A 12,963-nucleotide genomic window follows, 5' to 3' on the forward strand; every position below is an offset into this window, starting at 1 on the left:
TCTCCGACATTCGTTTATTTGCAGACGTTGGCGATCGCTTCGGCCAGCAGGTCGAGGCGCGTCGCATCGATCCCGGCGACGTTTGCCCGGCCCGAGCTGACCATGTACACGCTGTGATGCTCGCGCAGGTTTTTCACCTGTTCCGGCGACAGGCCGGTGTAGGAGAACATCCCGCGTTGCACGCCGATATGCGCAAAACGCTCGCGCAGACCGTGCGGTTCCAGCGCTTCCACCAGACCGCTGCGCAACTGGGCGATGCGAAGGCGCATGGCTTCCACTTCGTCGGCCCAGCGGCGCTTCAGCTCCGGGTCGGCGAGGATTGTTGCGACGACGGCTGCGCCGTGATCCGGTGGCGTCGACCACAGGTTGCGGGCGATGTGCGCCAACTGGCTGCGGATGTCGATGAGCTTGTCAGCGGTTTTCGCGCTGACGATCAACGCACCGGTGCGGTCGCGGTACAGGCCGAAGTTCTTCGAGCAGGAACTGGTGATCAGCAGCTCGGGCAGCTCGGCGGCGAACAGCCGGGTCGACCATGCATCCTGCTCCAGACCGTCGCCAAAGCCCTGGTAGGCAAAGTCGATCAGCGGCAGCAGGTCACGGCGGCGTACCACCTCCAGCACGCGATGCCAGTCGTCGTGGCTCAGGTCGAAACCGGTCGGGTTGTGGCAGCACGCATGCAACAGCACCACATCGCCTTTCGGCACTTCATTGAGCACGGCGAGCATCGCATCGACGTCGAGGCGGTTGTCGCTGCCGACGTAGGGGTAATGGCTGATCTTGACCCCGGCGGCCGCGAAAATCGTTTCGTGGATCGGCCAGGTCGGGTTGCTCAGCCACACACCTTTGCCCGGCAGGCATTGCGCGATGAAATCTGCAGCCAGACGCAGGGCGCCCGTGCCGCCCGGGGTCTGGGTAGCGCCGGCGCGTTGCTCGGCGATCAGCGCCGAATCGGTACCGAGCACCAGTTCGTTGATGACCTTGCCGAACAGCGGATTGCCGTGGCCACCGATGTAGGTCTTGGTGTCCTGGCTCTCGACCAGACGCGCCTCGGCGATTTTCACCGCCTCGGGGATTGGCGTCAGGCCCTGGGCATCCTTGTAGACGCCCACGCCGAGGTCGAACTTGCGCGGGTTGGAGTCCTGCGCGTAGGCCTCCATCAGGCCGAGGATCGGGTCGCCGGGCACCCGGCCGATGGCGTCGAAGTGCATTACTTGCGTCCTTCTGCAGTCTTGGCCACTTCGTCAGTGCGCGCGGCCATGATGAAGTCGTTGCGGTGCAGGCCCTTGATCGAGTGGCTCCACCAGGTCACGGTGACTTTGCCCCACTCGGTCAGCAGACCCGGGTGGTGACCTTCGGCCTCGGAGATTTCGCCGACGGCGTTGGTGAAGGCCAGAGCGTGCTTGAAATTCTTGAACAGGAAGACTTTTTCCAGCTGCATGATGCTGTCGCGTACTTCGATGTTCCAGTCAGGGATCTGCTTGATCAGAATCGGCAGTTCTTCATCGCTGACTTGTGGGGCATCGGCACGGCAGGCTTCGCAATGGGCTTGGTTCAAAGTGGACATGGTGGACTTCCTGAAATCTGAAGGTGTTTTTTTATATTGGCGGTCAGTGTCGCCACGCTAAACCAAAGTGGCGACGACTGACAGACTCACTTGTAAGCAAAAGTCGCGAGTCACGCGGCTTTTGGTTTTGGCGGAAACTTCGGTGCGTGCAGACCCAGCTGCATGCCTTGCTTGACCATGGCCATGATGTCTTCGTGGGCCAGGTCGAACAGGCGCTTGAGGTTCGGCAGGACAAAATACAGTGGTTGCAGGATGTCGATGCGATACGGCGTACGCATGGCTTCCAGCGGATCGAAGGCCTGATGCTCGGGTTCGTCCGACAGCGAATAAACAGTTTCTTTCGGCGAAGACAGGATGCCGCCGCCGTAGATGCGTTTGCCTTGCGGGGTGTCGACCAGGCCGAACTCTATGGTCATCCAGTACAGGCGCGCCAGATAAACGCGTTCTTCCTTGGTCGCTTGCAGGCCGAGCTTGCCGTAGGTGTGGGTGAATTCGGCGAACCACGGGTTGGTCAGCAGCGGGCAGTGGCCAAAGATTTCGTGGAAAATGTCCGGCTCTTGCAGGTAGTCCAGTTCTTCACGGGTACGAATGAACGTGGCCACCGGAAACTGCTTGCTGGCGAGCAATTCGAAAAAGGTCTGGAAGGGGATCAGCGCCGGGACGCGGGCAACTTGCCAACCGGTGGTCTCGCCGAGCACCTTGTTGATCTCGCCCAGTTGCGGAATGCGGTCGTGGGGCAGACCGAGTTTTTCGATACCGTCCAGGTATTCCTGGCACGCGCGCCCCTCGATCACTTTCATCTGGCGGGTGATCAGCGTGTTCCACACCGCATGTTCTTCGGCGGGGTAGTCGATAAAACCTTGCGCATCGGGCTCGCGGGCCACGTATTGCGTCTGCTTCATACTGCTCTCCTGCGAGGGGAATTTCGTTCTTGTTATGTCCTGCGATGGACTGAGAAATACCCCGGAACGTTCGTTGTTGCAGCATGTTGAAGACCGGTCGAGTAGGAAAAGTCTCTTTAATTCGTAAAATTTTCGTTACGCTTCGTGCGATAAGTCGTGTTTGCGGTGGCTGTCGGGTTTGAAAAGGCCGATGGCTGTCACATAATCTTGACGACTATCTTGCGCGCTGCGCAGAAAATTCCGGCGCCAGACCGCCTCTTCACCTGTTTCGGGCCTTTATATGCGTATCAAAGTCCACTGCCAGAACCGCATCGGCATCCTGCGCGACATTCTCAATCTGCTGGTGGAGTACGGGATCAACGTCGCCCGTGGCGAGGTGGGCGGTGAGCATGGCAACGCGATCTACCTGCATTGCCCGAACCTGATCAACATTCAGTTCCAGGCGCTGCGACCCAAGTTCGAGGCGATTGCCGGGGTGTTCGGCGTCAAGCGGGTAGGGCTGATGCCCAGCGAGCGGCGGCACATGGAGTTGAATGCGCTGCTCGGCGCGCTGGAGTTTCCGGTGCTGTCGATCGACATGGGCGGCTCCATCGTAGCGGCCAACCGGGCGGCGGCGCAGTTGCTCGGGGTGAGGGTGGACGAGGTGCCGGGGATTCCGTTGTCGCGTTACGCCGAGGATTTCGACCTGCCGGAACTGGTGCGCGCCAATAAATCGCGAATCAACGGCATGCGGGTCAAGGTCAAGGGCGACATCTTTCTGGCCGACATCGCGCCGCTGCAATCGGAACATGACGACAGCGAGGCGATGGCCGGTGCCGTGCTGACCTTGCACCGCGCGGACCGCGTCGGCGAGCGCATCTATAACGTGCGCAAACAAGAGTTGCGTGGCTTCGACAGCATCTTCCAAAGCTCCAGGGTGATGGCGGCGGTGGTGCGTGAAGCCCGACGTATGGCGCCGCTCGATGCGCCTCTTTTAATTGAAGGCGAAACCGGCACCGGCAAGGAATTGCTGGCACGGGCCTGCCATTTGGCGAGCCCGCGCGGTCAGTCGCCGTTGATGGCGCTCAACTGCGCGGGGCTGCCGGAGTCGATGGCCGAGACCGAACTGTTCGGCTACGGCCCGGGTGCTTTTGAAGGTGCGCGGGCCGAAGGCAAGCTCGGGCTGCTGGAGCTGACGGCGGGCGGCACGCTGTTCCTCGATGGCGTCGGCGAAATGAGCCCGCGCTTGCAGGTGAAATTGCTGCGCTTCCTGCAGGACGGCTGCTTCCGCCGTGTGGGCAGTGATGAAGAGGTTTATCTGGATGTGCGGGTGATCTGCGCAACCCAGGTCGACCTGTCGGAGTTGTGCGCGCGCGGCGAGTTTCGCCAGGATCTGTATCACCGCTTGAACGTGCTGTCGCTGCACATCCCGCCACTGCGCGAATGCCTCGACGGTTTGACGCCGCTGGTAGAGCACTTCCTCGATCAGGCCAGCCGGCAGATCGGCTGCCCGCTGCCGAAACTGGCGCCGGCGGCGATGGACCGGCTCAGTCACTACCATTGGCCGGGCAACGTCCGGCAACTGGAGAACGTGCTGTTCCAGGCGGTTTCGCTGTGCGACGGCGGCACGGTCAAGGCCGAGCACATTCGCCTGCCGGATTACGGTGTGCGTCAGCCGCTTGGCGATTTTTCCCTCGAGGGCGGGCTCGACGAGATTGTCGGGCGCTTCGAGAAAGCGGTGCTTGAGCGACTGTATTCCGAGCATCCGAGCAGTCGGCAACTGGGCAAGCGGCTCGGGGTTTCGCACACCACGATTGCCAACAAGCTGCGTGAGTATGAAGTCGGCAAGGACGCGTCCGAGTGATCACGGCCGGGTCAGGTGTTTGCCGCCAAACGGCATGACACCGCCGGTTTTTCGTCTTCGATACATTTCCCTCCTCCCCGCAAAATCCCTCAAGTCCTTTGTTTACCGGGTCGTCGGCCGCCAGAAAAAAGTTGGTCTGCAAATTGCTTATGGCTCAGCAGTACAGCGGTGGGCGGCAAACGTCCGGCATGCAGAGGAAAGAGTGTGGACAAGTACCTTTATGTGGCAATGACCGGCGCCAGCCAGAACGCACTGGCGCAAAAGGCTCATGCCAACAACCTGGCGAACATCTCCACCAACGGTTTTCAGCGCGACCTGGAGCAGGCGCGTTCGATGCCGGTGTTCGGTGACAGCTTTCCGGCGCGTGCGTTTGCCATGAGCGAACGGCCCGCCACCGACTTCACGCCGGGCTCGCTGGTGCAGACCGGCCGTGACCTCGACGTCGCCGTGTCGGGCAACGGCTGGATCGCCGTGCAGAACCCTAATGGCGGTGAAAGCTACGTGCGCACCGGCAGCCTCAATATCGACGCCCTCGGCGTGTTGCGTGCCGGCAACGGCATGCCGGTCATGGGCAACGGCGGGCCGATCGCCGTGCCGCCGGAGCAGCAGGTGGAAGTCGGTGAAGACGGCACCATCAGTATTCGTGCGATGGGCGAGGGCCCGCGCGTCATGGCCGAAGTCGACCGCATCAAGCTGGTCAATCCGGACATCAAGAACATGAACAAGGGCCTGGACGGTTCGATCTACACCAAGGACGGCCAGCCTGCGCCGGCCGATGCCAACGTCAAGCTGGTGTCGGGTTTCCTGGAGTCGAGCAACGTCAATGCCGTGGAAGAGATGACCTCGGTGCTGGCCCTGGCCAAGCAGTTCGAGTTGCACGTCAAGATGATGAACACCGCCAAAGACGACGACCAGGCCATGGCTCGGGTCTTGCAGATCAGCTAATTATCAGAACGTCGCGCCGTAAAACAGGCGCACGAGGAGAATCGAATGCTTCCGGCTCTATGGGTTGCCAAAACCGGTCTGTCCGCCCAGGACACCAACCTGACCACCATTTCCAACAACCTGGCGAACGTGTCGACCACGGGTTTCAAACGTGACCGCGCCGAGTTCCAGGACCTGCTGTATCAGATCAAGCGTCAGCCAGGCGCCCAGTCGACCCAGGACAGCGAACTGCCGTCGGGTCTGCAAGTGGGTACCGGTGTGCGCATTGTCGGCACCCAGAAAAACTTCACCGCCGGCAGCCTGCAAACCACCGAGCAGCCGCTGGACATGGCCATCGACGGCCGCGGTTTCTTCCAGATCCTGCAGCCGGACGGCACCACGTCCTACACTCGTGACGGTACTTTCCACCTCGACTCCAACGGCCAGATCGTCAACGCCAGCGGTTTCGCCCTGGAGCCGGCGATTGTCATCCCGAACAATGCCCAGACCTTCACGGTAGGTCGTGACGGCACCGTGTCGATCACCGTGGCCGGCAACGCCGCGTCGCAAGTGATCGGCAACCTGCAAACCGCCGACTTCATCAACCCGGCCGGTCTGCAAGCAGTGGGCAACAACCTGTTCCTGGAAACCGCCGCTTCCGGTGCACCGCAAGTCGGTACTCCGGGCCTGAACGGTTTCGGCACTACCCTGCAGAACACCCTGGAAACCTCCAACGTCAGCACCGTGGAAGAGATGGTCAACATGATCACTACCCAGCGCGCGTACGAGATGAACTCCAAGGTGATTTCCACCGCCGACCAGATGCTCTCGTTCGTAACGCAGAATCTGTAATCAAGTCTATGAGGCGGCCATGAGGTCGCCTGCAACACCGTGAGGTAAGGGTCATGAAGCGCTTTGTATCTGTTGTGGCATTGAGTGGGGTCGTCTCGCTCGCGGGCTGCGTCGCTCCGACGCCCAAGCCCAATGATCCTTACTACGCCCCGGTGTTGCCGCGCACACCGTTGCCGTCGGCCGCCAACAACGGCTCGATCTATCAGGCCGGTTTCGAGCAGAACCTGTACAGCGACCGCAAGGCGTTCCGGGTCGGTGACATCATTACCATCACCCTGAACGAGAAGACCCAGGCCAGCAAGAACGCCAACTCGCAGGTGGCCAAGAACAGCAAGACCGGCATCGGCCTGACGTCGCTGTTCGGCAGCAGTGCAACCACCAACAACCCGATCGGCAGCAATGACCTGAGCCTGAGCGCCAGCTACGAAGGCGACCGCGCGACCAAGGGTGACAGCAAGGCCGCCCAGGGCAACACCCTGACCGGCTCGATCACCGTGACCGTTGCCGACGTGCTGCCCAACGGCATTATCGCCGTGCGTGGCGAGAAGTGGATGACCCTCAACACCGGCGACGAGCTGGTGCGGATCGCCGGCCTCGTGCGGGCCGATGACATCGCCACCGACAACACCGTGTCCTCGACCCGGGTTGCCGATGCACGCATCACCTACTCGGGCACCGGTTCGTTCGCCGATGCGAGTCAGCCAGGCTGGTTCGACCGTTTCTTCCTCAGCCCGCTGTTCCCTTTCTAGGTGGCTACGTTGAATTTCAGAAGTCTCATGGTGGCCGCGTTCCTGTTGTCGGCGGCCTTCAATGCACAAGCCGAACGGTTGAAGGACATCGCCAGCATTTCCGGCGTGCGTTCCAACCAGTTGATCGGCTATGGCCTGGTGGTCGGTCTTAACGGCACCGGCGACCAGACCACGCAGACCCCGTTCACCCTGCAGACCTTCAACAACATGCTCTCGCAGTTCGGCATCAAGGTGCCGCCGGGATCGGGCAACGTGCAGCTGAAAAACGTCGCGGCGGTGTCGGTCAGTGCCGATCTGCCGGCGTTCGCCAAACCGGGTCAGCAGGTCGATATCACCGTGTCGTCCATCGGTAACTCCAAGAGCCTGCGCGGCGGCACCCTGTTGCTGACCCCGCTCAAGGGTATCGACGGCAATGTCTACGCCATCGCCCAGGGCAACCTGGTGGTCGGCGGTTTCGACGCTGAAGGTCGTGATGGTTCGAAGATCACCGTCAACGTTCCGTCGGCCGGTCGCATCCCTGGCGGTGCGTCGGTCGAGCGTTCGGTGCCGAGCGGTTTCAACCAGGGCAACAGCCTGACGCTGAACCTCAACCGTTCCGACTTCACCACCGCCAAGCGCATCGTCGACAAGATCAACGACATGCTCGGCCCTGGCGTGGCTCAGGCCATCGACGGCGGTTCGATCCGTGTGACCGCGCCGCTCGATCCGAGCCAGCGCGTCGACTATCTGTCGATCCTGGAAAACCTCGAAGTCGATCCGGGGCAGGCGGTGGCGAAAGTCATCATCAACTCGCGTACCGGCACCATCGTCATCGGCCAGAACGTGAAGGTCTCGCCGGCCGCCGTGACCCACGGCAGCCTGACCGTGACCATCACCGAAGACCCGATCGTCAGCCAGCCGGGCCCGCTGTCCAACGGCCAGACCGCCGTGGTACCGCGCTCGCGGGTCAATGCCGAACAGGAAGCCAAGCCGATGTTCAAGTTCGGCCCGGGCACCACCCTCGACGAGATCGTCCGGGCGGTGAACCAGGTCGGCGCAGCGCCGGGTGACCTGATGGCCATCCTCGAAGCTCTGAAGCAGGCCGGCGCGTTGCAAGCCGACCTGATCGTGATCTGAGGACGGCGACCATGGATATGCGCAAAAGCGGTCTGGTCAGCAGCAGCGATTCGGGTTCGTACTCCGACCTCAATCGCTTGAACCAGCTCAAGGTCGGCGACAAGAACAGCGATGCAAACATGCGCAAGGTTGCGCAGGAGTTCGAATCGCTGTTCCTCGGTGAAATGCTCAAGTCGATGCGTTCGGCCACCGAAGCGCTGGGCCAGGACAACCCGCTCAACACGCCGGCCGCCAAGCAGTATCAGGAAATGTACGACCAGCAACTGGCGGTTTCCATGTCCCGCGAGGGCGGTGGTATCGGCCTCGCCGACGTGCTGATGCGCCAGATGTCGAAGAACAAACCGATGGCGCCGGGCGAGGCTGCGGCTGCATCCGCCGCCAAGCAGGAAGAAGCCAAAGCCAGGGCCGCAGCCGTGGTCACGCCGGTTGCCGCCGGCACCGTGGCCACCAATGGCCCGTTGTCGCGACTCAATGGCGAGCGTCCGTTGTGGGCGTCGCGTTCGGTGCATGCGCCGAACACCGAGCTGACCCATCGCAACGACATGGAAATGATCAACCAGCGTCGTCTGGCGTTGCCGCCGAAACTGGCGGATCGCTTGCTCGCCGGTCTGGTGCCGTCGGCCACGCCGGCAGCGACCACTCAACTGCCGCAGCGCGCCACGACCGCCGCTGTCACCGGTTCCGGCCCGCTCTACAACGGCGACTGGCTGGCCCGTGCCGAGGCGGACAAAGCCTCCGGCGGGCAGATGCAGATCTACGGCCGCGCCATGGCGCAGATCCCGCTGGCACCTGCCAAGCGCGCGTTCAGCAACGCCGACCAGTTTGTCAACACCATGTTGCCGATGGCGCAGGAAGCCGCCGCACGCATTGGCGTCGATCCGCGTTATCTGGTGGCTCAGGCCGCGCTGGAAACCGGATGGGGCAAATCGGTCATGCGCGCCCAGGACGGCAGCAGCAGTCACAACCTGTTCGGCATCAAGGCCAGCAGCAACTGGAAGGGCGATTCGGCCCGGGCGATCACCAGCGAATTCCGCAACGGGCAGATGGTCAAGGAGACGGCCGAGTTCCGTTCCTATGCCTCGTACAAGGACAGCTTCCACGATCTGGTGACTTTGCTGCAGAGCAATAATCGCTATCAAGATGTGCTGAAGTCGGCCGATAACCCAGAACAGTTTGTACGCGAATTGCAGAAGGCCGGTTACGCGACCGACCCGAACTACGCGACGAAGATTTCGCAGATTGCCAGGCAGATGACGGTCAATCAGAACTACGCTGCGGCCGGCGTTTCAACGACGCCCTTATAAACACAAGGTAAGGTTTGAATCATGAGTTTGCTCAATATCGGGATGTCGGGGTTGGCCGCGAGTTCATCCTCTCTGGCGACGACAGGTAACAACATTGCCAACGTCGACACCGCCGGTTATTCGCGCCAGCAAACCGTGCAGGGCACCAAGTCCTCGATCCAGTACGGTAACGTCTTCATCGGTACCGGTACGACCCTCGCCGACGTGCGCCGGGTGTACAACTCCTACCTTGAGTCGCAACTGCATACCGCCACCTCGCTGAACAGCGAAGCGGCTGCCTATGGCGCGCAGGCCACGGCACTGGACGGCTCGCTGTCCGACACCAACACCGGCCTGACCGGCGTGCTGCAGAAGTTCTTCACCTCGATGCAAGGCGTATCGACCTCGGCCACCGATGACACCTCCCGTCAATCGGTGCTGACCGGCGCGCAGGCCCTGACCAGTCGCTTCAACGCACTGGCCAAGCAGCTCAACGATCAGAACACCACGCTCAACGGCAACCTGGCCGACATGGCGGCCCAGGTCAACAAGCTGGCCACCTCGATTGCCAATCTGAACCAGAAGATCGGCGAGATTTCCACCAGCGGCGGCCAGCCGAACGATCTGCTCGACTCGCGCAATGAAGCCGTGCGTCAGCTGTCCCAGCTGACCGGTGCGCAGGTCGTCGAGCGCGGTACCAGTTTCGACGTCTATGTCGGCAGCGGTCAGCCGCTGGTGATCGGCAACACCACCAACACGCTGAGCACCGTGCCGAGCCGGGACGACCCGTCGCGCATGGGCATCCAGATGGATCGCGGTTCAAGCACCATCGACATCACTTCGGTGATCAGCGGCGGCGAAATCGGCGGTCTGCTGAGCTATCGCAAGGAAGTGCTCGACCCGTCGCTCAACGAGCTGGGTCGCGTGGCATTGGTGATCGCCGATCAGGTCAACCGCCAGCAGGCCCAGGGCATCGACAAGAACGGTGACTTCGGCGCAGCGATTTTCAACAACATCAACAGTGCCGCGCTGATCAGTCAGCGCAGCATTGCCCAGACCGGCAACAGCGCGGGTTCGGGCAACCTTGACGTCACCATCAAAGACACCGGCAAGCTGACCACCAGCGATTACCAGGTCACCTTCACCAGCGCCACCAATTACACGGTCAAGCGTTCCGACGGCACCGACATGGGTTCGTTCAGTACCACGACCACGCCGCCTCCGGTCATCGACGGCTTTACCCTGGCCCTCAATGGCGGTGCGCTGAGCGCCGGCGACACCTTCAAGGTGACGCCGACCCGTGGTGCGGCCTCGACCATCCAGACCGTGCTCACAGATCCGAAGAAGGTCGCGGCGGCAGCACCGTTGACCGGCGTGGCCAGTGCCAACAACTCCGGCACCTACACCCAGCCGACGCTGACCGACACCATCGATATCTACAACCCGACCTCCCAGGCCGAGTTGCAGAACGCGCTCAAGTATTCGACCCCGGTCAAACTGGTGTTCGGCGCAACGAGCGGCGGCAGCCAGACCTACAACATGGTCGATGCCAAGGGCGCCACAATCGGATCCGGCGTGATCGTTCCGGGCCAGGCCAACACCTTGAACCTGAAGATCGGCATGGTCGATTCCACCGGCGCTCCGGTGATGGACACCACCGTCACGCCGAACGTGCAGAAAACCTTCACCGTGCAGACCACCGTGAGCGCGACGCCGAAGTCCGGCGAAACCTTCACCATCAACCTGACCGGTGCGGCCTCTTCGGACAACCGCAACGCCCAGGCGCTGGTCGGCCTGCAAACCAAGCAGACCGTGGACACCGGCACGGGGAGCAAGGGCATCAGCCTGACCGACGCCTACAACAAGCTGGTGACCAACGTCGGTACCAAGGCCGCTCAGGGCAAGTCCGACATCGAGGCCACCACGGCGATCCTGGATCAGGCTCAGGGCGCGCGTGATTCGCTGTCCCAGGTCAACCTGGACGAAGAGACCGGCAACCTGGTCAAGTATCAGCAGTACTACACAGCGTCTTCGCAGATCATCAAAGCTGCGCAGGAAACCTTTGCCACGCTGATCAACAGTCTTTAAGGAGTCGTAATTCATGCGCATTTCCACCGCCCAGTATTACGCGACACAAGCTGCCCAATATCAGCGCAACTACAGCAAGACGGTCGCGACCGCCAACGAAGCCAGCAGCCTGCAGCGCATCAACACCGCCGCCGACGATCCGATCGGCGCCGGTCGTTTGCTGAAGCTGGGCCAGCAGGCCGCGATTCTCGATCAGTACAAAGGCAACATCGACACCACCAAGAGCGCGCTGACCGTTCAGGAGTCCACACTGAACTCCATCACCACCGCTTTGCAGCGCGCCAAGGAAATCGGTCTGGCCGCCAACAACGGCATCGCCACCGACGCGGACCGCAAGGCCTATGCGTCCGAACTGAGCCAGATCCAGCAACAAGTGCTGGGCCTGATGAACTCCAAGGATGCCAACGGCAACTACCTGTTCTCCGGTTCGAAGACCGATACCGCGCCGTACTCGCAGAACGCCGATGGCACCTACACCTACAACGGCGACCAGACCCAGATCAACCTGGGCATCGGTGACGGCCTGTCGGTGGCTACCAACACCACTGGCTGGGATGCTTTCCAGCAGACGATCAATACCGCCCGCACCCAGACCACCATGACGGCTCCGGCGGTCGATGACGGTCGTGTGGTGCTGACCAACGGTATCGTGGGCACTGCGGCAACGTACAATTCCAAGTTCGCGGCCGGCCAGCCGTACACCGTGGACTTCATCAGCAGCACCCAGATCAAGATCACCGATGCCCTGGGCAACGACGTGACCACCGAAGCCAGCCAGAACGGCGCGATCAGCAACAGCAACGGCGCCAACCAGACGGTCAGTTTCCGCGGCGTCGACCTGAAGCTGAGCATCAACCTCAAGGCCGGTGACACCAACCCGGACGCAGTGATTGCCGGTCACAGCTTCCAGCTGGCGGCCACGCCGGACTCGTTCACCACCTCGCGCAGCCCGGGCAATCCGTCGACCGCGGTCATCACCGGCTCGAACGTGACCAACCAGGCAGCGTACAACGCGGCCTTCCCGTCGGGCGGCGGCGCGGTCCTGAAGTTCACCAGCGCTACCGCGTTCGACCTGTACGCGGCGCCTGTCACCGCTGACAGCAAGCCGATCTCGTCGGGCACGGTGGCCGGTGGCAACGCGACAGCGGCCGGTGTGACCTTCGCCCTCGGCGGCACGCCGGCGGCCGGTGACCAGTTCTCGATCCAGTCCAACAACCACCAGACCCAGAACGTGCTCGACACCCTGGGCCAGATGGTCACGGCGCTGAACACGCCGGTCGACGGTGATCCGGTGGCCAAACAGAAATTCCAGGGCGCCATGGAATCGGCCCTGGGCAACATCGACAGTGCCTCGAACCAGATCGGCTCGGCCGTCACGTCGATCGGTGCCCGTGGCCAGTCGCTGGATGATCAGACCACCACCAACCAGAGCCTGAGTCAGGCGAACTCCACCACCCAGGGTTCGATCCGTGATTCGGATCCGGCCGAAGTGATGACCCGCCTGACCTTGCAGCAGACCATGCTGCAGGCCTCGCAACTGGCATTCAGCAAAATCAGCCAGTTGGGTCTGTTCAACAAGATCTGATCCTGAACGGGCGCGCAAGCGCCCGTTTGCTCTGACCGCTCTGTATCCATCGTCTTT

Annotated in this window: 11 protein-coding genes; 8 read left to right on the forward strand and 3 right to left on the reverse strand. The window is 61.9% G+C overall.

Annotated features, from left to right (window positions below):
- Positions 1–14: 14 nt before the first annotated feature.
- The 3 genes from KJY40_RS08855 to phhA all read right to left on the reverse strand — a co-directional run bounded on the left by KJY40_RS08855 (position 15) and on the right by phhA (position 2,466).
- Positions 15–1,208, reverse strand: coding sequence for an amino acid aminotransferase (locus tag KJY40_RS08855; RefSeq protein WP_230736239.1), 1,194 nt, complete (start codon positions 1,206–1,208; stop codon positions 15–17).
- A complete protein-coding gene (locus tag KJY40_RS08860; RefSeq protein ID WP_003222798.1) occupies positions 1,208–1,564 on the reverse strand; it encodes a 4a-hydroxytetrahydrobiopterin dehydratase in 357 nt (118 codons plus the stop codon). Before KJY40_RS08860 ends, KJY40_RS08855 begins: the two co-directional genes overlap by 1 nt.
- A gap of 110 nt (positions 1,565–1,674) precedes the next feature.
- Complete coding sequence (gene phhA, locus KJY40_RS08865) at positions 1,675–2,466, reverse strand: phenylalanine 4-monooxygenase (RefSeq protein WP_039765515.1); 792 nt, start codon at positions 2,464–2,466, stop codon at positions 1,675–1,677.
- Between the two features lie 280 nt (positions 2,467–2,746).
- Here phhA and KJY40_RS08870 point away from each other — a divergent pair, with 280 nt between their 5' ends.
- From KJY40_RS08870 to KJY40_RS08905, 8 genes are all read left to right on the forward strand, one after another.
- The gene (locus KJY40_RS08870; RefSeq protein ID WP_230736241.1) at positions 2,747–4,309 is read left to right on the forward strand and encodes a sigma-54-dependent transcriptional regulator; all 1,563 of its coding nucleotides are present in this window, start codon (positions 2,747–2,749) and stop codon (positions 4,307–4,309) included.
- Positions 4,310–4,513: 204 nt separating this feature from the next.
- Complete coding sequence (locus tag KJY40_RS08875; RefSeq protein WP_007958343.1) at positions 4,514–5,254, forward strand: flagellar basal body rod protein FlgF; 741 nt, start codon at positions 4,514–4,516, stop codon at positions 5,252–5,254.
- Between the two features lie 45 nt (positions 5,255–5,299).
- On the forward strand, positions 5,300–6,085 hold the full coding sequence (gene flgG / locus KJY40_RS08880) for a flagellar basal-body rod protein FlgG (RefSeq protein WP_007958342.1): 786 nt from the start codon (positions 5,300–5,302) through the stop codon (positions 6,083–6,085).
- Positions 6,086–6,138: 53 nt separating this feature from the next.
- Positions 6,139–6,834, forward strand: a complete 696-nt coding sequence (gene flgH / locus KJY40_RS08885; RefSeq protein WP_230736243.1) for a flagellar basal body L-ring protein FlgH — start codon at positions 6,139–6,141, stop codon at positions 6,832–6,834.
- Between the two features lie 27 nt (positions 6,835–6,861).
- Entirely contained in the window at positions 6,862–7,950 is a 1,089-nt protein-coding gene (locus KJY40_RS08890) for a flagellar basal body P-ring protein FlgI (protein ID WP_039765528.1), read from the forward strand.
- 11 nt (positions 7,951–7,961) lie between these two features.
- Complete coding sequence (flgJ, locus tag KJY40_RS08895; protein ID WP_230736245.1) at positions 7,962–9,254, forward strand: flagellar assembly peptidoglycan hydrolase FlgJ; 1,293 nt, start codon at positions 7,962–7,964, stop codon at positions 9,252–9,254.
- Between the two features lie 21 nt (positions 9,255–9,275).
- Complete coding sequence (gene flgK / locus KJY40_RS08900; protein WP_230736247.1) at positions 9,276–11,321, forward strand: flagellar hook-associated protein FlgK; 2,046 nt, start codon at positions 9,276–9,278, stop codon at positions 11,319–11,321.
- Between the two features lie 13 nt (positions 11,322–11,334).
- A complete protein-coding gene (locus KJY40_RS08905) occupies positions 11,335–12,906 on the forward strand; it encodes a flagellar hook-associated protein 3 (protein ID WP_230736249.1) in 1,572 nt (523 codons plus the stop codon).
- Positions 12,907–12,963 lie beyond the last annotated feature (57 nt).

The organism is Pseudomonas fitomaticsae, assembly GCF_021018765.1.
Lineage (GTDB): Bacteria > Pseudomonadota > Gammaproteobacteria > Pseudomonadales > Pseudomonadaceae > Aquipseudomonas > Aquipseudomonas fitomaticsae.

Coding starts and splice junctions, on each gene's coding strand:
- flgH (WP_230736243.1), top strand. CDS start 6,139: ATGAAGCGCTTTGTATCTGTTGTGGCATTGAGTGGGGTCGTCTCGCTC.
- KJY40_RS08860 (WP_003222798.1), bottom strand. CDS start 1,564: ATGTCCACTTTGAACCAAGCCCATTGCGAAGCCTGCCGTGCCGATGCC.
- flgK (WP_230736247.1), top strand. CDS start 9,276: ATGAGTTTGCTCAATATCGGGATGTCGGGGTTGGCCGCGAGTTCATCC.
- KJY40_RS08905 (WP_230736249.1), top strand. CDS start 11,335: ATGCGCATTTCCACCGCCCAGTATTACGCGACACAAGCTGCCCAATAT.
- KJY40_RS08870 (WP_230736241.1), top strand. CDS start 2,747: ATGCGTATCAAAGTCCACTGCCAGAACCGCATCGGCATCCTGCGCGAC.
- KJY40_RS08855 (WP_230736239.1), bottom strand. CDS start 1,208: ATGCACTTCGACGCCATCGGCCGGGTGCCCGGCGACCCGATCCTCGGC.
- flgG (WP_007958342.1), top strand. CDS start 5,300: ATGCTTCCGGCTCTATGGGTTGCCAAAACCGGTCTGTCCGCCCAGGAC.
- phhA (WP_039765515.1), bottom strand. CDS start 2,466: ATGAAGCAGACGCAATACGTGGCCCGCGAGCCCGATGCGCAAGGTTTT.
- KJY40_RS08890 (WP_039765528.1), top strand. CDS start 6,862: ATGGTGGCCGCGTTCCTGTTGTCGGCGGCCTTCAATGCACAAGCCGAA.
- flgJ (WP_230736245.1), top strand. CDS start 7,962: ATGGATATGCGCAAAAGCGGTCTGGTCAGCAGCAGCGATTCGGGTTCG.